Source organism: Streptomyces sp. NPDC006140, from assembly GCF_040628815.1.
Classification (GTDB): Bacteria; Actinomycetota; Actinomycetes; order Streptomycetales; family Streptomycetaceae; genus Streptomyces.
In genome coordinates, this window is the sequence record NZ_JBEXTS010000022.1 from 102828 (window position 1) to 122647 (window position 19820).

The window sequence follows — 19820 nt, forward strand, 5'->3', positions numbered from 1 at the left end:
TCCGATGATTTTTCGGGAAGTTAACCTCCGCCGGACCTCCGGCTCCCGGCCGCGGCGAACAGGGCGACGCCCAGTACGAGCAGCGCGACGCTCGCGTAGACCTCGAAGCCGTCGAGGAACCCCAGCCGTTGCACGACGCCCCAGTTCCAGTCGGTGAACTCGTGCACCAGGCCCGCCACGCCCTGCAGGAGGGCGAGGACGCCGAGAATCTCCAGCACCTGCTTCATTCCTCGAGCCTCGTCCCGAGGGCCCGCCGCGCGCATCGGCCGCGGGGCGGGCACTCCGGAACGGAAGTTCCCTCTCCGGCTCGGCCGGCCGCGCCGAAAGTCTGCGGTGCGGCGACTTTGGTCGACGATCTCTCCCGAGGAGAGGTGGAACGGGCCTCGGCTGCGTAGATTTGTCGACCGTGAAGCGTGACGACGTGGGGCAGGCCTCCCCGGTGCCGTGGGGAGAGACACCCGCGCTGTTCACCGGGCGGAGATGGTTCATCCCGTCCGCGCTCCTCCACGAACTCGAGCCCGACGCCACCCGGGCCGGACGGCGGCCCCGGCGCACCGCCCGGGACTGGGTCGTCGACTTCTCCTGCTTCCTGCTGGCCGTCGTGGTGGGCGCGATCGCCGTCGAGGCGCTCCACCACAACCCCCACGTGCCGCCCGGACTGGCCGTCGTCGACCAGGTGGTCGGCGCACTGGCCTGCGCGGCGGTCTGGCTGCGCCGCCGCTGGCCGCTGGGGCTGGCCGTGGCCATGACGCCCGTCACCTTCGTCTCGGACACCGCGGGCGGCGCGGGCCTCATCGCCCTGTTCACGCTCGCCGTGCACCGCCCCTTCCGGTACGTGGCCTGGGTGGGCGGGGTCAACGCGGCGCTGGCCCCGCTGTACTACTGGCTGCGTCCCGACGCGGACGTCCCGTACGTGGTGAGCGTGCCCTTCGCCGTGGTGCTCACCGTGGCGATCGTGGGCTGGGGCATGTTCGTACGGGCCAAGCGGCAGCTGCTGCTGAGCCTGAGGGACCGGGCCCGGCGGGCCGAGACGGAGGCGCGGCTGCGGGCCGAGCAGGCGCAGCGGCTCGCCCGCGAGGCCATCGCGCGGGAGATGCACGACGTGCTCGCCCACCGGCTGACGCTGCTGAGCGTGCACGCGGGCGCCCTGGAGTTCCGGCCCGACGCGCCCCCGGCGGAGACGGCGCGCGCGGCGGGCGTGATCCGGGAGAGCGCGCACGAGGCCCTGCAGGACCTACGGGAGATCATCGGCGTCCTGCGGGCGGGTGAACCCGACGACACGGGCCGGCCGCAGCCGACCCTCGCGGCGCTGGACACGCTGGTCGCCGAGTCCCGTGAGGCCGGCATGAAGGTCTCCCTCGACCAGCGCGTCGACGACCCCGCCACCGTCCCCGCCTCCGTCGGCCGCACCGCCTACCGGATCGCCCAGGAGGGCCTGACCAACGCCCGCAAGCACGCGCCCGGCGCGGAGGTCACCGTGTCCGTCGGCGGCGCACCGGGCGAGGGTCTCGCCGTCGCCGTACGCAATCCGCCGCCCGAGGGCGAGGTGCCGCCCGTCCCCGGCTCCGGCCAGGGTCTGATCGGCCTGACGGAGCGGGCGACCCTCGCGGGCGGCCGCCTGGAACACGGCGCCACTCCGGACGGCGGATTCGAGGTACGGGCCTGGCTGCCGTGGTCGTGATCCGAGCCCGCGGGCCGGCACGCGGCCGCGGGCCTGCATGAGGCCGCGTGCCCCTCAGGGCCGCCCGGCTGTGCGGCACCTCGCCAGCCCGTGCGGCCACCCGCCCGTGCGGCCACTCGCCTACGAGGCCGCCAGCCCGTGCGGCCGCTCGCCCTGCGGCCGGTCGCTCGTACGGCCGCTCGCCCTGCGGCCGGTCGCGGGTCCGCCGCCGCGGCCGGCGGCCTGAGGGCCTGGACCGAAGCACTTGTGGCCGGTGAGGTGGCCGGCGGATCATGGGCATATGTCGCCCGTCGCACCGCAGTTGGAGGTCGCGTCCGTGCCGCGGGAGGTGACGGCGGTCCGGGCGGGGTTCGGGTGGCCGTCGGAGCGGGAGCCGGCCGACCGGGTCGCGATCCTCTGCGACGACCGGGGCGGGGCGCGAACGAAGGGCGTGATGTGACGACACCGTACGACCCGCAGGCACTGCTGTGGGAGATCGAGCAGCGGACGCGGGGCGTCGTCAGCGGTGAGGATCTCGCCGGGCTGGCCGCGCTGGTGCTGGACCGGCTGGGCTGTACGACGGCCCGCCAGGCGTACGACCGCCTGTACGCGGACTGGGCCGGACTGCCCCGGGGCGGTGTCGCGTCCGGGCTGCGGGCCGGTCAGGTGCTCAGCCTGCTCCCGTTGCTGCGGCTCGAAGGGCCGCTCGCCGACACGCGGCAGGAGGAGGAACTGTGGCAGGCGATGTGGGAGCACGGGCCGGCGGACGAGACGTGGAAGGCGAACGTCGTCGTCAAGCACAGCGCGTGGGGCCTGCGGCACCTCACCGACCCCGCGCAGCTGGAGGCGGCGCTGGCCCGGATCGAGCGGGCCCGGGCCGCGCACCCGCCCGGCACCCGCATCCGCGAGAACCTGGACATGGCCCATGCCGGACTGCGGACCTATCTCGGCCAACTGGGCGGCGGCGAGGACGATTTCGACACGGCCGTCGACGACATGGCCCGGCTCGCCGAGTCCTCGGACCTGACACCGGACCAGCGTCTGGTCATGGCCGCGCAGATCGCCCTGCTCCGCATCCACCAGGCCTTCCGCCGCGCGGACGAGCCGGCCCTGGCCGAACAGATCCAGGTACTCGAAGCCGCCCTCACCCGGCTGCCGGCCGACCACATGGACCGGTTCGCGTTCGAGTCGCACCTGGAAGCCGCCCGGGGCTCCCTGACCTACCTGCGGGCCCAGCGCACCGGCCGGTTCGAACCGGCCGCCGAAGGAGCGGACGCCGCGACGCCCACCCATGAGATCCGGCGCCGGATCGCCACCCTGCCGGTCAACGCCCAGGCCGACAAACTGGCCGAAGCGGCCTTCGCGGTGGGGCAGCGCGCCCTGCTCGCCATGGACCACCAGGGGATGCTGGAGTCCCTGGCCCTGCGGGAGGCCGCGCTGGAACTGCTCGAACCCGACGACGACCGGTGGATCCGCGTCGCGGGCGGGCTGGGCGTCAGCCACTGCGTCATGGCCGACCTGCAGTTCGCACCACCCGCCGACCGCCCCCTCCACCTCGACCAGGGCATCGCCTGGCTGCGCCACACCCTGAGGCTCACCGGCGGACCCCACCACCCGCTGTGGGGCGGCACGGGCTTCAACCTGGCCAAGGCCTACCGCCTGCGGGGCGACGCGCACGCGCACGACAGCCGCGTCAGACGCCTGAACTACGACGCCTCCCGCCGCGTCGGCCTGGAGTGCCTGCGCGCGGCCGCCTGGAGCTCCCTGCTCCAGTCCGGTACGGCCCATGCCGCGCAGACCGCCCGGATGGCGGGCGGCCAGGCCCTCGACGTGGCCCGCTGGTGCCTGGCCGACGGCGCCCACACCGACGCCGTACGGGCCCTCGACGCGGGGCGTGGTCTCGTCCTGCACGCGGCGACCGTGGCCACCACCGTGCCCGACATGCTGAGGGAACTCGGCCGGCCGGAGCTCGCGCGGGAATGGCAGGACGCGGGCAGCGTCCCCGAACTGGGGGAGGAGATGCTGTTCGCCGCGCAGACCGCGGTCGCCGGGCCCTCCAGCCGGCTGCGCCGGCGGGTCCTGGAGGCGCTGGCCGGCTCCCCACGGCACCAGGCACTGCTGGACGTGCCCTCACCCGCGGACATCGGCAACGCGCTGCGCGCCCTGGGCGCCACGGCACTGGTCTACCTCGTGCCCGGCGACGGGGCCGTCCCCGGACTCCTCGACTCCCGGCCCGGCTCCCGGTCCGACTCCGGCGCGGCCGTCGTCGTCACCGCCGACGGCACCACCCGCTCCCTCGACCTGCCCGACCTCACCCTGGACGCACCCCCACTCACCAGGTACCGCGCCACCGGCGCCCCGGGCCGTGCCGCCGACGGCCCGGACGACGCCGGGGCGGCCGCGGGCCGGGGGACGGGCATCCCCGGCGCCGCCACCCGCGCCCCGGGCAGCGGCACGGGCTTTTCCGGCGCCGGCTTCCCCGACAGCGGCACCGGCTTCCCCGACAGCGGCACCGGCTTCCCAGGCAGCGGTACCGGCTTTCTCGCCTCCGCAATGGGCGCCCCGGGCACCGGCACCGGCTTCCCCGGCCACTCCACCCCCGCCCCCGGCCGCGACGCCGGTGGTCCGCTCGTCGCCGAGTCGCCGTCCGGGCCCGCCCCGAGCCCGGAGGCGAGTCGGCACGCCCTGGAGGAGCTGTGCGCCTGGGCCGGTACGGCGGCGATGCGACCCGTGCTGAGCCGGCTGCCGCGCGGCTTCGGCCGGGTGCCCTCGCTGGTGCTCGTCCCCATGGGCGACCTGGGTGTGGTGCCCTGGCACGCGGCCCGCGTGCCGGGCCGGCGCCGCTCGCACGGATACGCCTGCGAGGAGGCGGCCATCTCCTACACGCCCTCCGCCCGGCTGCTGTGCGAGGTGGCCGCCCGGCCCGCCACCGGCACCCGGCAGACCCTCGTCGTCGGCAACCCCACCCGCGATCTGCACCACGCCGGCGAGGAGGCCGAGGCCGTCCACCGCGTCTTCCACCCGGACGGCGACCTCCTCGGCCCCGGCACCGCCACACCCGCGGCCGTCACCGACTGGCTGCGCCGGCAGCGGGGCGGACTGCTGCACCTGGCCTGCCACGGCGTGGTGCGCCAGGGGGAGCGGCACAGCGCGTATCTCGCCCTGTCCGGCGGGCGGTTGGCGGCGGAGGAACTGACCGAGGGCGCGACCCGCTACCGCGGCCTGGACCTGGTGGTGCTCGCCGCCTGCCGCACCAACGTCTCCGGGCACGGCTACGACGAGGCGTACAGCCTGTCCACCGCGTTCCTCGTCGCGGGCGCCCGCTCGGTCATCGGCTCCCTGTGGCCGGTGCCCGACGAGGCGACGTCCCTGCTGATGTACATGACCCACCACTTCATGAGCCGGGAGGGCCTGCCGCCGGGCCGGGCGCTGCGCAGCGCCCAGTCGTGGATGCTGAACGACCGCCGCGAGGCGCCGCCCGGCATGCCGGACCGGCTGCGGGACCGGGTGGGCGACATCCGCGGCGACGACCTGACCGCCTGGGCGGGCTTCACCCACCTCGGCTGGTGACGGCTCCTCACACCTCCGTGCGGACGACGACCTGTGCCGTCCCCCACCGGCCCGCCCCGTACGCCGGACCGCCCGCGTCCCGGCCGCCCTCGGTGCCCGCCCCGACCAGCCGCAGCAGACCGCCGCCACCACCGGCCGGCGCCGGGCTCAGGCGCGCTCCGGAGGGCGCGGCGGGGGACCAGGCGGGCAGCCGGAAGGGGGCGAGGTTCAGTTCGTCCTCCGCGACGATCACCTTCAGCCAGTCCCGGGTGAAGGCACCCGGCACCGGTGCGCGCCCCTGCGGCAGCCGCAGCCACACGGGCTGCCCGCGCCGGGCCCACCCGGCCCTGCCGTCCCCGATGAACTCGCCCTCGAACAGGTGCGGGGACGAGCCGTAGCTGTCCGTCAGGTCGAGCAGGACCGCCCACAGGTCCCGCCCGGAGGAGTTGTGGATCCCCACCCGCACCTGCGGCTCCCGGCCGCCGGGCGCGTACCCGCAGACGATCTCGCCGTCCGCCGCGTGCCGCAGGCTGCCCACCGGCGTCTCCTCGACGGTGATCCGCACCAGCGACGACAGCAGCGGATCGGGGTTGGCGAGATCCCGGATGTGGTGCCAGCGCGCGATGTGCGCCAGGCAGTCGGCGACGCGCGCCGCGTCCGCGGGGGAGCGCAGCGGCAGGTCCGGCACGGGATGACCGGCCCCGCCCGACACCCGCGCCCGGCCGCCCCCGGCCGCCACCCGCAGCCGCAGGGGGCCCGCTTCCGCGGATTCCGAGGAGGGCCCGTCCGGCGCGAGGGCCAGTGCGGGCACCGCCTCGACGGCCTCGGCGACCAGGCGCACGGCGACCGCCTCACCGGACAGCGCCACGACGGTCGGCGGGAACGCCAGCGCCGACGGGGTGACGGCATGCGCCAGCCGCTCCTCCTCAGCCGTCGGCCGCCAGCCGACCGGTTCCACCAGGGCCGACTCGGGGCGCACCTCCCGCACCACCACCGCACGCGCCCCGGCGTCCCCGAGCAGCGCGAACTCGGCGCCCGCCGAGCGCAGCCCGTGCGCCGCACCGCAGTTGACCTCCCACCCCCACGGCGTGTGCCGCAGCAGGAACGGCGAGGCCGGCACCGGCTCGCCGGACAGGAAACCCCCGTCCTCCGGCCCGCGCAGCTCGGGATGCTGGAGCAGGCTCAGCGCGCGCACCCCGCCCTCGGTGAGCGCGTGCACCTCGCCGTACGTGGCCGTGGGGCCGAGCCGGTCCAGCGCGCTCAGCAGCGCATGGCTGAAGCACCCCCGGATCCGGCCGTCGAGGAAGTGCTCGTACGCGCGCTCCTGCGGCCGGCAAGCGGCCAGCAGCACGTGCCGGCCCGGCTCGGGCCCCTGCCCTCCGCCGTCGCGGGACGTCCCGCGCCACCAAGGCTGCCAGGGCACACCCCGCACCGCGGCACCCGAGGGCACGCCGCCGTCCTCCCGCGTCGCACCGCCCGAATGGCAGCAGTCCAGCACCGCGACGACATGCGTGCCGCGCGCGGCGAAGCGGTCGAGGAGCGCGCCGAGTTCGGTGTCCCGCAGCACCGGCTGCCCGCCCGGAACGAGGCTGTCGTGGCACACCAGCGCCTGGGACCAGCCGGTGGCCTCGCCCGGATCGGCGGTCGGGCTCTGGCTGCCGTGGCCGGCGAACCACAGCAGCGCGGTGTCGCCCGGGCCGCTGCGCCCGAGGTGCTCCTCCAGACCCGCGAGCACGGCCGCCCGGGTCGCGCGGTCGTCGTACAGCGTCCGGATGCGGACCGGCGGGCCGCTCCTGCTCCGCAGCCAGCTCTCCGCGGCCCGCACGTCGTTGACGCAGCCGCTCAGCGGCCGTCCCGGGTAGTCGTCGATGCCCACGAGCAGGGCGTACACGGTGCGCATGCGCCGATCCTTTCAGGCGTGCCCCCTTCGCTCCGCGGCCAGTTGACCAGGACGTGGCGATGGCTGATGTTGGTGCCGCCACAACACCACGCGTAACGGAGGGAACACGCACGTGAGTTTCGGGGGACCCACCAACCCGTACCAGCCGCCCCGGCCGCCGAACGGCGGACCCTACCCGCCGCCTCCGGCCACCGGCCCCTACGTGCCGCCCCAGCCGGGCCCGGCACCATGCGGCCCTCCGCCGCCCCAGCCGTACCCTCCCCAGCCCTACCCGCAGCCCCGGCCCTACCCGTACGTGCCGCCAGGAGGGCCGGGCTCCCGGGGGCCGGGGTGGGGCGGCCCGCGCGGTGCCGAATGGCCGTCGGTGCGCGAGCTGTTGCGACAGGGGCAGGGGCGGATCTCCGGCTGCATGTGGCTGGTGCTGCTCGCCCCGTGCACCTGGTTCACGATCGTCCCGCTCGTGGCGTGCTACTCGTTCGCCCGCTCGGCCCGCATCCGCGCCCACCGGCTGTTCCCGCCGCACGGGCACCGGGCCGTCGACGACCGGCAGGTGGTGCGCGTGCAGAAGGCCCGGGCCTGGATCGCGGCCGTCATGTCCCTGCTGCTGCTCGCCGTGTACGGCACTCCGGAGGACGCCGTCGAGGCCCGCGAGCTGTACCTCATGCGGCTGGCGGTCACGCCGCCCCTGTTGCTGCTGAGCGCGCCCGTCGTGATCGCGGTGCTGTTCCGCTGGGCGTCGGCCCAGACGCGGTCGGCCATGCGGGTACGGGTACGGGCCGCGCTGCGGTCGGCCGGCTGGTACATCGGCGCCGTGACGGCCCTGCCGCTGCTCGGCGGGGCGATCGTCCTGCTCGGCCGGGAGCAGGAGGCCTCCTCCGGGTCGCCCGGCGCAGCCCCCTGGCTGATCATCGCGGCGGCCCTGCCCCTGGTCTGGCTCCTGTTCTTCGTCGGGTTCGCCACCGGCCCGGCCATCCGCACCGGCTTCAACACCGCGGCCGTGCACCTGGCGCTCCCGGCCCTCTTGACGGGCACGCTGGTGTGGGAGTTCACGGTCATCAGCCTGCTCGCCGGCGGTCTGCCGCCCGGCCCGCCGGCGATCCAGGTCCTCGCCCTCCTCGGCGGTCCCGCCTCGGTGACGGCGGTGGCCTGGTGGGAGATCCGCCGCCTGCGCGCCCGGCACGGGGTGACGCTGCGCGCCTGACCGCACGGGCCGTCAACTCCGCGCCGGCACCGGGCTGTCGGCGCGGACCCTCGCACATCCACGCCCCGGCGCGCCCACGACCGTGATTACGTAAGGCCCATGACTGCGATCAGACTGCTCCTCGTCGACGACGATCCGCTGGTGCGGGCCGGGCTGTCCTTCATGATGGGCGGGGCCGACGACGTGGAGATCGTCGGCGAGGCCGCCGACGGCGGCGAGGTGGAGGCGCTCGTCGACCGCACCCGCCCCGACGTCGTGCTCATGGACATCCGGATGCCGACGGTGGACGGTCTCACGGCGACGGAGCGGCTGCGGGCCCGCGAGGACGCCCCGCAGGTGGTGGTCCTCACCACCTTCCACGCCGACGAGCAGGTGCTCCGGGCGCTGCGGGCGGGCGCCGCCGGTTTCGTCCTCAAGGACACCCCGCCGGCCGAGATCCTCGCGGCGGTACGCAAAGTCGCGGCGGGCGACCCCGTCCTGTCGCCCACCGTCACCCGCCAGCTGATGCGGCACGCGGCCGGCACCGCCGCCGACACCCGCCGTACGCGCGCCCGCGCGCGCATGGCCGTCCTCAACGACCGCGAGCGCGAGGTCGCCGTCGCCGTCGGCCGGGGCCTGTCCAACGCCGAGATCGCCTCCGGGCTCTTCATGAGCGTCGCCACCGTCAAGACGCACGTCTCGCGCATCCTGGCCAAGCTCGACCTGAACAACCGGGTGCAGATCGCCCTGCTCGCCTACGACGCGGGGCTGCTGGACGAGCAGGAAGAGAGCTGACCGCCCGCCGTCACGGGTAGGCGGGGGCGGCCCCGCCGGGGATCTCCGCGAGGCGCACCGGCCTGCGCTCCCGGCGCGACACCTCGCACGCCTCGGCGATCCGCAGCGCCTGCAGGGCCTCGCGCCCGTCGCAGGGGTTGGCCCGCTCGCCCCGGACGACCTCGACGAACGCGTTCAGTTCCGCCTCGTAGGCCGGGCCGAAACGCTCCAGGAAGCCCGTCCAGGGCTTGTCCGCCGCCGGCGGCCCGGTCGGCTCGGTGGACGCGATCGGCGTACGGTCGTCCAGGCCCACCACGATCTGGTCGCGCTCCCCGGCGAGTTCCATGCGCACGTCGTAGCCCGCCCCGTTCAGCCGGGCACCCGTGACCGTCGCGAGCGTGCCGTCGTCGAGGGTGAGCAGCGCGGCGCCGGTGTCGACGTCGCCGGCCTCGCGGAACATCGCGGGCCCGGCGTCCGACCCGGTCGCGTAGACGTCCGCCACCTCCCGGCCCGTCACCCAGCGCAGCACGTCGAAGTCGTGGATCAGCGTGTCCCGGTACAGCCCGCCGGACACCGGCAGCCAGGCGGCCGGCGGCGGCGCCTGGTCGCTGGTCAGCGCCCGCACGGTGTGCAGCCGCCCCAGCCGGCCCGCGCGCACGGCCTCGCGCGCACCCGCGTACCCCGTGTCGAAGCGGCGCTGGAAGCCCATCTGGAGCACCGTCCCGGCCGTCTCGACCTCGGCGATCGCGCTCAGCGTGCCCGGCAGGTCCAGCGCGATGGGCTTCTCGCAGAACACCGGCAGGCCCGAGCGTGCTGCCCGACCGATCAGTTCGGCGTGGGCCGACGTCGCCGTCGTGATCACCACCGCGTCGACGCCCCAGCGGAAGATCTCCTCCACCCCCGGCGCCGCCGTCTCACCCAGCCGGTGCGCCAGTTCCTGGGCCCGCGCGGGGTCCGCGTCCGTGAGGATCAGGGAACCCACATCGCGGTGCCTGCTGAGCGTGTTCGCGTGGATCGTGCCGATGCGGCCCGTACCGATGACGCCGATGCGCATGAAAACAAAGTGCGTGTCCGACCCGCCCCTGTCAATCTGTATGTCCGGACAATCTGACTACACAACTTCCCGTCAACAACGCACGGAGCTACGCTCGGCCCGTGCCGAAACCAGAAGTGGACCCGACCGTGCAGCTCGAGCTCAGCGTGGACCGCAGCTCTCCCGTGCCGTTGTACTTCCAACTGTCCCAGCAGCTGGAGGCCGCGATCGAGCACGGCACGCTGACCCCCGGCAGCCTGCTGGGCAACGAGATCGAGCTCGCCGCCCGGCTCGGCCTGTCCCGGCCGACCGTCCGCCAGGCCATCCAGTCGCTCGTCGACAAGGGCCTCCTCGTGCGCCGCCGCGGCGTGGGCACCCAGGTCGTGCACAGCCAGGTCAAGCGCCCCCTGGAGCTCAGCAGCCTCTACGACGACCTGGAGGCGGCGGGCCAGCGCCCCGCCACCAAGGTCCTGGTCAACACGGTCGTCCCCGCCTCCGCCGAGGTCGCCGCCGCGCTCGGCGTCGCCGAGGACAGCGACGTCCACCGCGTGGAACGCCTGCGCCTCGCCCACGGCGAGCCCATGGCCTACCTCTGCAACTTCCTGCCGCCCGGCCTGATCGACCTCGACACCGGCCAGCTGGAGACCACGGGCCTCTACCGTCTGATGCGAGCGGCGGGCATCACCCTCCACAGCGCCCGCCAGTCCATCGGCGCCCGGGCCGCGACGGCGGAAGAGGCGGAACGACTGGCGGAGGAGGCGGGTGCCCCGCTGCTCACCATGCAACGCGTCACGTTCGACGACACGGGCCGCGCGGTCGAGTACGGCACACACACGTACCGCCCGACGCGCTATTCCTTCGAATTCCAGCTCCTGGTACGTCCTTAGCTTTTTGGGGGCGCGGGGACCTGCGCGACCAGCCCGTGACGCACCCGCACCCGGCAATGATCCGTACCGCCCCGCCCCTGCCCCGCTCCGCACACCTCCCCACCGTGAGGCAGAATCGGGCGCGATGAGCACCTACCGCGACTTCACCGCCCCCATCGGCTCCCGCCGTGCCACCGTGCTCCGCACGGTCGGCACCCGGGAGCGCCGCTCACACCTGACGGCCCCCCGCGTGCCCACGGTCGGCATCGACATCGGCGGTACGAAGGTCATGGCGGGCGTCGTCGACGCCGACGGCAACATCCTGGAGAAGCTCCGCACGGAGACCCCGGACAAGTCCAAGAGCCCCAAGGTCGTCGAGGACACGATCGCCGAGCTGGTCCTGGACCTCTCCGACCGGCACGACGTGCACGCCGTCGGCATCGGCGCGGCCGGCTGGGTCGACGCCGACCGCAACCGCGTGCTGTTCGCCCCCCACCTGTCCTGGCGCAACGAACCCCTCCGGGACCGCCTCGCCAGCCGCCTGTCGGTCCCCGTGCTCGTCGACAACGACGCCAACACCGCCGCCTGGGCCGAGTGGCGCTTCGGCGCCGGCCGCGGCGAGGACCACCTCGTCATGATCACGCTGGGCACCGGCATCGGCGGCGCGATCCTGGAGGACGGCCAGGTCAAGCGCGGCAAGTACGGCGTCGCCGGCGAGTTCGGCCACATGCAGGTCGTGCCCGGCGGCCACCGCTGCCCGTGCGGCAACCGCGGCTGCTGGGAGCAGTACAGCTCCGGCAACGCCCTGGTCCGCGAGGCGCGCGAGCTGGCCGCCGCCGACTCCCCGGTCGCGTACGGGATCATCGAGCACGTCAAGGGCAGCATCGGCGACATCACCGGCCCGATGATCACGGAGCTGGCCCGCGACGGCGACGCCATGTGCATCGAGCTGCTCCAGGACATCGGCCAGTGGCTCGGCGTCGGCATCGCCAACCTCGCCGCCGCCCTCGACCCCTCCTGCTTCGTGATCGGCGGTGGCGTCTCGGCCGCCGACGACCTGCTGATCGGTCCGGCCCGCGACGCCTTCAAACGGCACCTCACCGGCCGCGGCTACCGGCCCGAGGCCCGCATCGTCCGCGCCCAGCTCGGCCCCGAGGCCGGCATGGTCGGCGCCGCCGACCTCGCCCGGCTCGTCGCCCGCCGCTTCCGCCGCGCCAAGCGCCGCCGGGTCGAGCGGTACGAGCGCTACGAGCGGTACACGCAGTCGCTCCGCAGTTCCCAGGAGACGCTGTGACCGCCTCCCTGCCCCACCAGGGCCCCTGGCCCGAGGAGCCGGACCGCCCGGTCGAGGACCGCCGCCACATGATCCGCCGCAGGGCGCTCACCCTGCTGATCATCGTGCTGCTCATCGGCATCCCGGCCGGCTACCTGGTGATCTCCGCGAACCAGAGCCGCGACAGCGGCAAGGACAAGGAGGCCAAGTACTCGGCGACCGGCCTCACCGAGGGCTGGCCCTCCAAGCTCCAGCGCCGCATCTACCAGGTGCCCGTCCCGCACCCGGCCTGGCACGTGGCGTACTACGAGACCAACAACTGGAAGACCAGCCGCCTCTACACCCAGTTCGAGACGAACGCGGCCGGCCTGGACGCCTACCTGACGGGCCTCGGCATGACCCGCGAGGACCTGAAGAAGGGCGACATCACCATCGGGGCCCGCGACCGGAAGGTGACCGGCTGGAAGTTCCCCGGGGGCGACGGGTGGTACGGCTTCGTCCACCGGCAGAAGAACCCCGCCCCCACGCACGACGTGGTCGTGGACCTCTCCAACCCGGCGTACCCCTGGGTGTACGTCGTGTCCCGGACCGTGCCCTGACCGCTGCGGGGGCCGAGTGCCGGACCCCGGCCCTGACCCGCCGCCGGGGCCGATTGTCAGACCCCGCCCGTAGAGTCGGAGACAACTGATCCGACAGGCGGGCGGGAGGTGGCAGGACGTATGGGTGACACGGCTGCGGTGGCCGAGCGGGCGGGGGAGCCGACGGTCCCGGTCCGGCTCCCGGCCGTCTTCCTGCCCGCGCCCCTGCCGCGCCAGGGACGCATCGCCTTCTGGGACCCCGAGGGCGAGCCCCTGCCCGCCGAGGACACCGAGCTGACCTTCGTACGACGGCACGGCGCGGGAGTCCGGCGGCGGACCGCCCCGGCGCTGACCCTCCCGCTGGAAGAGGCCCTGCCGCTCCTGGTGCGGGCGCGCCACGACCCGGCGGCCCACCCCGCCACGGCCTGCTGGGGCGCGGCCGCCCTGCACGCCCTGCGGCTCACCGCACGCGGCCGGCTCCTGCCCGGCCTGACCGCCACCGGCCACGACGCCTGGCGCGCGGGCCCCCTCGACCCGGACGACATCGCCCACCTGCGCGCGGTCGCCGCCGCCCTGCCGTACGAAGGGCACGCCGTGCCGCTGCCCGGGCCGGGCCCGATCCGCCTGCCCGAACCGGAAGCGCTGGTCCGCGCCTTCCTGGACGCGGTCGCCGACACCCTGCCCCGCACCCCGGCCGCACCCCACACCACCGGCCGCCCCTTCGCCGCCTGCGAGGCCCAGCACCTGCCCGGTGCCCAGGACTGGGCCGCCGAGGTCGCCGCCGGCATGGACGCCGGCGTGCGCATCTCGCTCCGCCTGGACCTGTCGGCGTACGACCTGTTCGAGGACGCCCTGGACGGCGGGGCGCGCAGCGCCGGCGCGGCTGTCGTCCAGGTGCACAGCCTCGCCGACCCCACCCTCGTGGCCGACGCGGCGGCCCTGTGGGCGGGCGAGACCGACGACGCCTTCGGCCCCCGCGCGCGGGTCGACGCCGCCCTCGCCGTCCGCCGCGCGGCCCGGGTGTGGCCGCCCCTGGACCGGCTCTCCGAGCAGGACGTGCCCGACGTGCTGGCCCTGAGCGAGGAGGAAGTGAGCGACCTGCTCGGCATCGCCGCCACCCGGCTCGCCGCGGCCGGCGTCGCCGTGCACTGGCCGAGGGACCTCGCGCAGGACCTGTCCGCCACGGCGGTGGTCCGCCCCGCGCCCGGCTCGGCGACCGACGGCACCGGCTTCTTCGAGAGCGAGGACCTCCTCCAGTTCCGCTGGCAGCTGGCGCTCGGCGGCGACCCGCTCACCGACAGCGAGATGGACGCCCTGGCCGAGGCCCACCGCCCGGTCGTCCGGCTGCGCGACCAATGGGTGCTGGTCGACCCTGCCCTCGTCCGCAAGGCCCGCAAGCGCGACCTCGGGCTGCTCGACCCGGTCGACGCCCTGTCCGTCGCCCTCACCGGCACGGCCGAGGTGGACGGCGAGACGGTGGAGGCCGTCCCGGTCGGCGCGCTGGCCGCCCTGCGCGACCGCCTGACCAGGGGGATCCGCCCGGCCGAGCCGCCCCCGGGCCTGCACGCCACCCTCCGCGACTACCAGCTCCGCGGCCTCGCCTGGCTCGACCTCATGACCTCCCTCGGCCTCGGCGGCTGCCTCGCCGACGACATGGGCCTCGGCAAGACGATCACCCTCATCGCCCTGCACCTGAAGCGGGCCCGCCGCGAGCCGACCCTGGTGGTCTGCCCGGCCTCCCTGCTCGGCAACTGGCAGCGGGAGATCAACCGCTTCGCCCCCGGCGTCCCCGTCCGCCGCTTCCACGGCCCCGACCGCAGCCTCGCCGGCCTGGACGGCGGCTTCGTCCTGACCACGTACGGCACGATGCGCTCGGCGGCCCCCGCCCTGGCCGAGCAGGCCTGGGGCATGGTCGTCGCCGACGAGGCGCAGCACGTCAAGAACCCCTACTCGGCCACGGCCAAGGCGCTGCGCACGATCCCGTCCCCCGCGCGCGTGGCCCTCACCGGCACGCCCGTCGAGAACAACCTCTCGGAGCTGTGGGCCCTGCTCGACTGGACCACCCCGGGTCTGCTCGGGCCGCTGAAGTCCTTCCGCGCGCGGCACGCCCGGGCCGTCGAGACCGGCGAGGACGAGGAGGCGGTCGAGCGCCTGGCCCGCCTGGTCCGGCCCTTCCTGCTGCGCCGCAAGAAGTCCGACCCGGGCATCGTGCCCGAGCTGCCGCCCAAGACGGAGACCGACCACCCGGTCCCGCTCACGCGCGAACAGGCCGCGCTGTACGAGGCGGTGGTCCGCGAGTCGATGCTCGCCATCGAGACGGCCGAGGGCATGGCCCGGCGAGGCCTGGTGCTGAAGCTGCTGACGTCCCTGAAGCAGATCTGCGACCACCCCGCGCTGTACCTGAAGGAGGAGCACGTCCCGGCCGGAGACCGGCTCGCGGCCCGCTCCGGCAAACTCGCCCTGCTGGACGAGCTGCTGGACACGTTGCTCGCCGAGGACGGGTCCGCCCTGGTCTTCACGCAGTACGTGGGGATGGCCCGCCTGATCACCTCCCACCTGGCCGGCCGCGCGGTCCCGGTCGACCTCCTGCACGGCGGCACGCCGGTCCCGGAGCGGGAGCGCATGGTGGACCGCTTCCAGGCCGGCTCGACCCCGGTCCTGGTGCTCTCCCTGAAGGCGGCGGGCACCGGCCTGAACCTCACCCGCGCGGGCCACGTCGTGCACTTCGACCGCTGGTGGAACCCGGCCGTCGAGGAACAGGCCACCGACCGTGCCTACCGCATCGGCCAGACCCAGCCCGTCCAGGTCCACCGCCTCATCACCGAGGGCACGGTCGAGGACCGCATCGCCGAGATGCTCCAGGCCAAGCGTGCCCTGGCCGACGCGATCCTCGGCTCCGGCGAGTCGGCCCTCACCGAACTGACGGACCGCGAGCTGTCCGACCTGGTGTCCCTGCGGAGGACGACATGACGTCCCGCCCCGCCGACGAGGCCCGCCGCGCCCTGCGGGCAGCCCGAGACCGAGCGCCCCAGCCCCCGACCCCGACGCCCCCTCCACCACCCACGGCCGACCAGGAGACGCCCCGCCCGGGGGACGTGGCGCGCGAGGCGCTGCGGAGGGCGGTTTCCGAGTACCGGGGGAGTGGCCGGGGTGGTGATGACGGGGTGAGCGGGCAGGGCGTGGCGGAGAACGCCGGTGCGTTTGAGGACGCCCGTGCGCCCGAGGACCCCGCTGCGCCCGAGGACGCCCAGGAGGTCGGGACACCGCCAGAGCCGGCAGGGCCTGGCGATCCGCAGGAGGGCCGGACGGGGGCCGTCCCGGCCGACGCTCACCCTGGGGAGGAAGCCGAGCAGGCCTCGACGGACTGCCGTGACACCGATGGGCCCGGGCCCCGCGCGGCGGACGTCGCACGTGAGGCGCTGCGCGCGGCTCGGGACGACGCGCGGCGGGCCCGGGAGGAGACCGAGCGGGAAGGCGCCCGGCGGAGGCGCCGGGCCCGGCAGAGCGCCGTGGACGACAGAGCCGCGGCCGCGCGGCGAGCGCGCGAGCACGGCGCCGGCGGGGCAACGCGTGACGTACGCCAGTTGCTGTCCGGCGCTTTCCGACTGCCGGGCCTGCCGGACACGACGCCTGACGACCGGCCCGACGCGACCCCCGGCGGCCAACCGGGCGCGACCCCTTACACCCTGGAGGAGACGACCGGGCACGGGAGCCCGTCCTCCCACCTGTCGGACCTGTTGCACGGACCGGCCATTACCGCCCCGGAGGGGACGGACAGCGAGGCACACCCGGGCTTCGCGAACGAGGCCGATGATCAGGAGCCCTGGGGGAGTGGGCCCGTGTCCGGCGACCACGTGTCCCAAGACCCCACGTCGGAGTCCGGCGACTCCGGGTCGGCGCCCGGCGACTCCGGGTCGAAGGCCGGCGACCCCGCGTTGGAGTCTCTGGGCCCCGGGTCGAAGTTCGGCGCCCCCGCGTCCCAGCCCTCCGTCCCGGCGTTCGACCCACCGTCGGACGCCCCGGAGTCCGGCCCACCGTCGGAACCGGCTCCGACGTCGGTCTCCACCCGTTCCACCCCCCACACAGCCCCCCGTTCCATGGCCGCCCCCCACCGCGACAGCGACCTCCGTCGTACCTTCCCGCCCTTCCCGGCCCGGGAGGGCAAGACCTTCGCCGAGAGCTGGTGGGGGAACGCCTGGGTCGGTGCGCTGGAGCAGGGGGCGCTGGATGCCAAGCGGCTGGAGCGCGGGCGGGGGTATGCCGAGCAGGGGCATGTCGATGCCATCACGGTGACGCCCGGTCTCGTCCTGGCCTACGTGCGCGGCAGCCGCCCGCGCCCGTACCGCGTCCAGCTACGGCTGCGCACCCTCGGCGACACCGACTGGGACCGGTTCCTGGATGCCGCCGCCGACCGGCCCGGCCACATCGCCGCGCTGCTCGACAAGGAGATGCCGCAGTCCCTGGCCGACTGCGGCGTGCCGCTGCTCCCCGGCCCCGGCGACCTGGAGCCGCGCTGCAGCTGCCCCGACCGCGGCCACCCCTGCAAGCACGCCGCCGCCCTCTGCTACCAGACCGCCCGGCTGCTCGACGCCGACCCCTTCGTCCTGCTCCTGCTGCGCGGCCGCGGCGAACGCGAACTGCTCGACGCGCTGTCCAGGCTGAGCGCCACCCGCGCGGCGCGCGCCGCCCAGGACCGGGAACCGGCCCCGACGCCCGGGGTACGGGCGAGTGACGTCCTCGCGCCGCGCACCCTCCCGCCCCTCCCGGCGCCGCTGCCCGCGCCCCCGCACCCCGAGCAGCCCCCGGCCTACCCGGCCGCCCCCGGCGGCCCGGACCCGTTCGCCCTGGACCAGTTGGCCACGGACGCCGCCGCCCGGGCCCACGCCCTGCTCACCACCGGCCGCGACCCGGTCGGCCAGCTCACCCTCTGGCAGGACGCGGTGCGCCTGGCCGCGGCCCGCCCCGGCTCGGGCCTCACCGCCGGCACCCGGGCGCTCTACTCCTCCCTGGCCGCCGCGGCGGGCCGTACGCCGTCCGACCTGGCCCGCGCGGTCGCGGCCTGGCGGCAGGGCGGGCTGGAGGGCCTCGCCGTACTGGAGGAGCCGTGGGACCCGCCGGCCGGGCGGTTCGACCGGGCCCGGCCGCTCCTCCTCGCCGCCGACCTGCCCGCGTTCCGGCCCTGGCGCAACCACCTCACCCACCCCCGGGGCCACGTCCAGCTCCGCCTCGGCCGCGACGGCCTGTGGTACGCCTACGAGTCCGAGCCCGGCCAGGACGACTGGTGGCCGCGCGGCACCCCGGACCTGGATCCGGTCGGCGCGCTGACGGGCCTCGGGTTTTCCGGCGAACTCTGAGGGGCCGCCTGTCGACGGGTCAACTTCCCGGCGGTTCGGGCACGAGTTTCCGGAAGGCCGGTTCAGAACGCCGTGTAGCCGCCGTCCACGGGCAGGACGGCGCCGGTGATGTACGACGACTCCGCGGAGGCGAGGAAGAGGACCGCGTCGGCGATCTCCTCGGGTGTGGCGAGGCGGCCGATCGGGATCGAGTCTTCCCGGGTGCGACGGTAGGCGGCGGGATCGGGCCGTCGTTGGAACGCCGCCTCGATGACGGGTGTCATGGTCAGACCGGGCGCCACCACGTTGACGCGGATGCCGCGGTCCGCCCATTCGATGGCGGCGCCGCGTGCGAGCGCGATGAGGCCGCCCTTGGCCGCGGAGTACATGGTCTGGTTCGGCATGCCGACCATGCCGAGCCGCGAGCTGACGCACACCATCGACGCCCCCGACTCCGGCGCGAGCGGCATCAGGTGCTTCATGACCAGGAACGCGCTCAGGAGATTGCCGTGCAGCACCTCACGCGCGTCGTCGTAGCTCATGTCCTGCAGCGGACTGGACGCCTGGTGTCCATGGCAGAGGACGACGACACCGACCTCTCCCAGGTGATCCGCCGCGCGGTCGGCGAGCGTCGAGACGAAGTCCTCGTCGTTGAGGTCCCCTGGCAGGTAGACGTCGCCCGCACTGCCGTCGGGGACCTCGGTTCGCCGTCCGGTGAGCAGGAGGTTGGCGCCCTCGCGGCGGAAATGGGAGGTGACCGCCCTGCCGATCCCGCTCGACGCACCCGTGATCACAGCATTGACATTGCGAAGTCTCATGTATGCCCTCCTCGGCCGGCTGGATCGACTGAGCGGAAGCCGTAAGGCCGTCACCTGCCGATGCTGTACACCTTGCGGATCGTCTCCTTGACGTCCCAGCGGCCGGACCAGCCCTTGGGCTGGACGATGACGTCACCGGCCGATATCTCGAAGGTCTCACCCGTCGCGGCGTCGGTGATGATCGCGCGGCCACTCAGGATGTAGCAGGTCTCGGTGTCCTCGCGCTCCTCGACAGGCCACCCGCCGGGCTGGGACTCCCAGACGCCCGCCAGGACCGTCTCATCGGTGTCGAAGCGGAGACGGCCCAACTGCGGGTCGCCGGAGTCCGCACCAGGGCGCTGACCGATCGGCTCGAGATCCCCGGTGATCCTCGCAGCAGGAACGTGGACGAAGGCGGACATCAATGACTCCTCATCTATAGGGATCGATTCATCTACAGGGATCGACAGGAATGTGGGTGCCTCGGCCTTGCATTCATCGAGGCCCGGCACCCAGGCGCGTCGTTATGCCACGGGGACGGCGATGTACTTGTATTCGAGGAATTCGCCGATGCCGACGGTGCCGCCTTCGCGGCCGAGGCCGGACTGCTTGATGCCGCCGAAGGGGGCTGCGGGGTTGGAGACGAGGCCGGTGTTGAGGCCGATCATGCCGCTTTCGAGGCGTTCGGCGACACGCAGGGCGCGGTCGAGGTTCTGGGTGAACAGGTAGGCGGCCAGACCGAATTCGGTGTTGTTGGCGGCGGCGATGGCCTCGTCCTCGGTGTCGAAGGTGAGGATGGCGGCGACGGGGCCGAAGACTTCGGTGTCGTTGATGGCGGCGTCGGGGGTGATGCCGGTGAGGACGGTGGGCGGGTAGA

Annotated in this window: 16 protein-coding genes; 10 read left to right on the forward strand and 6 right to left on the reverse strand. The window is 74.7% G+C overall.

Going from position 1 to position 19820, the window contains the following annotated elements:
• Window positions 1-20: 20 nt before the first annotated feature.
• Complete coding sequence (locus tag ABZ386_RS37895) at window positions 21-227, reverse strand: hypothetical protein (RefSeq protein WP_351347321.1); 207 nt, start codon at window positions 225-227, stop codon at window positions 21-23.
• A gap of 236 nt (window positions 228-463) precedes the next feature.
• Here ABZ386_RS37895 and ABZ386_RS37900 point away from each other — a divergent pair, with 236 nt between their 5' ends.
• The 3 genes from ABZ386_RS37900 (at window position 464) to ABZ386_RS37910 (ending at window position 5230) form a co-directional block, all read left to right on the forward strand.
• The gene (locus tag ABZ386_RS37900) at window positions 464-1681 is read left to right on the forward strand and encodes a histidine kinase (protein ID WP_358968162.1); all 1218 of its coding nucleotides are present in this window, start codon (window positions 464-466) and stop codon (window positions 1679-1681) included.
• A 280-nt stretch (window positions 1682-1961) separates the two neighbouring features.
• On the forward strand, window positions 1962-2120 hold the full coding sequence (locus tag ABZ386_RS37905) for a hypothetical protein (RefSeq protein ID WP_356505201.1): 159 nt from the start codon (window positions 1962-1964) through the stop codon (window positions 2118-2120).
• Complete coding sequence (locus ABZ386_RS37910; protein WP_351347317.1) at window positions 2117-5230, forward strand: CHAT domain-containing protein; 3114 nt, start codon at window positions 2117-2119, stop codon at window positions 5228-5230. The genes ABZ386_RS37905 and ABZ386_RS37910 overlap by 4 nt, the downstream gene beginning before the upstream one ends.
• A 7-nt stretch (window positions 5231-5237) precedes the next feature.
• Here the strand turns inward: ABZ386_RS37910 and ABZ386_RS37915 are convergent, their stop codons facing one another.
• Window positions 5238-7109, reverse strand: coding sequence for a caspase family protein (locus tag ABZ386_RS37915; protein WP_351347315.1), 1872 nt, complete (start codon window positions 7107-7109; stop codon window positions 5238-5240).
• Between the two features lie 364 nt (window positions 7110-7473).
• Between ABZ386_RS37915 and ABZ386_RS37920 the strand changes: the two genes are divergently transcribed.
• Together ABZ386_RS37920 and ABZ386_RS37925 are read left to right on the forward strand one after the other, a co-directional pair.
• Entirely contained in the window at window positions 7474-8310 is an 837-nt protein-coding gene (locus ABZ386_RS37920) for a hypothetical protein (protein WP_358968141.1), read from the forward strand.
• Between the two features lie 99 nt (window positions 8311-8409).
• The gene (locus ABZ386_RS37925; protein ID WP_351347311.1) at window positions 8410-9084 is read left to right on the forward strand and encodes a response regulator transcription factor; all 675 of its coding nucleotides are present in this window, start codon (window positions 8410-8412) and stop codon (window positions 9082-9084) included.
• Between the two features lie 10 nt (window positions 9085-9094).
• On the opposite strand, the gene ABZ386_RS37930 is transcribed toward ABZ386_RS37925, so the two are convergent.
• Window positions 9095-10117, reverse strand: a complete 1023-nt coding sequence (locus ABZ386_RS37930; protein ID WP_351347309.1) for a Gfo/Idh/MocA family oxidoreductase — start codon at window positions 10115-10117, stop codon at window positions 9095-9097.
• Between the two features lie 128 nt (window positions 10118-10245).
• Here ABZ386_RS37930 and ABZ386_RS37935 point away from each other — a divergent pair, with 128 nt between their 5' ends.
• The 5 genes from ABZ386_RS37935 to ABZ386_RS37955 all read left to right on the forward strand — a co-directional run bounded on the left by ABZ386_RS37935 (window position 10246) and on the right by ABZ386_RS37955 (window position 18167).
• A complete protein-coding gene (locus tag ABZ386_RS37935; RefSeq protein WP_351347508.1) occupies window positions 10246-10983 on the forward strand; it encodes a GntR family transcriptional regulator in 738 nt (245 codons plus the stop codon).
• A gap of 124 nt (window positions 10984-11107) precedes the next feature.
• Window positions 11108-12256 (forward strand): ROK family glucokinase, encoded by a 1149-nt coding sequence (locus tag ABZ386_RS37940; protein WP_037759848.1) that lies wholly within the window; start codon window positions 11108-11110, stop codon window positions 12254-12256.
• Window positions 12253-12834 (forward strand): sugar kinase, encoded by a 582-nt coding sequence (locus ABZ386_RS37945; protein WP_351347306.1) that lies wholly within the window; start codon window positions 12253-12255, stop codon window positions 12832-12834. The genes ABZ386_RS37940 and ABZ386_RS37945 overlap by 4 nt, the downstream gene beginning before the upstream one ends.
• Before the next feature lie 120 nt (window positions 12835-12954).
• Entirely contained in the window at window positions 12955-15783 is a 2829-nt protein-coding gene (locus tag ABZ386_RS37950; protein WP_358968144.1) for a DEAD/DEAH box helicase, read from the forward strand.
• On the forward strand, window positions 15780-18167 hold the full coding sequence (locus ABZ386_RS37955; RefSeq protein ID WP_358968147.1) for an SWIM zinc finger family protein: 2388 nt from the start codon (window positions 15780-15782) through the stop codon (window positions 18165-18167). The genes ABZ386_RS37950 and ABZ386_RS37955 overlap by 4 nt, the downstream gene beginning before the upstream one ends.
• A 62-nt stretch (window positions 18168-18229) precedes the next feature.
• Here the strand turns inward: ABZ386_RS37955 and ABZ386_RS37960 are convergent, their stop codons facing one another.
• From ABZ386_RS37960 to ABZ386_RS37970, 3 genes are all read right to left on the reverse strand, one after another.
• Window positions 18230-18964: an SDR family NAD(P)-dependent oxidoreductase gene (locus tag ABZ386_RS37960; protein ID WP_356505210.1), complete on the reverse strand. Its 735-nt coding sequence runs from the start codon at window positions 18962-18964 to the stop codon at window positions 18230-18232.
• Window positions 18965-19014: 50 nt separating this feature from the next.
• Window positions 19015-19365, reverse strand: a complete 351-nt coding sequence (locus tag ABZ386_RS37965) for a cupin domain-containing protein (protein ID WP_114256258.1) — start codon at window positions 19363-19365, stop codon at window positions 19015-19017.
• Between the two features lie 102 nt (window positions 19366-19467).
• Window positions 19468-19820, reverse strand: a 353-nt coding sequence (locus ABZ386_RS37970; protein WP_358968150.1) for an aldehyde dehydrogenase family protein, incomplete at its 5' end; no start/stop codon positions are given.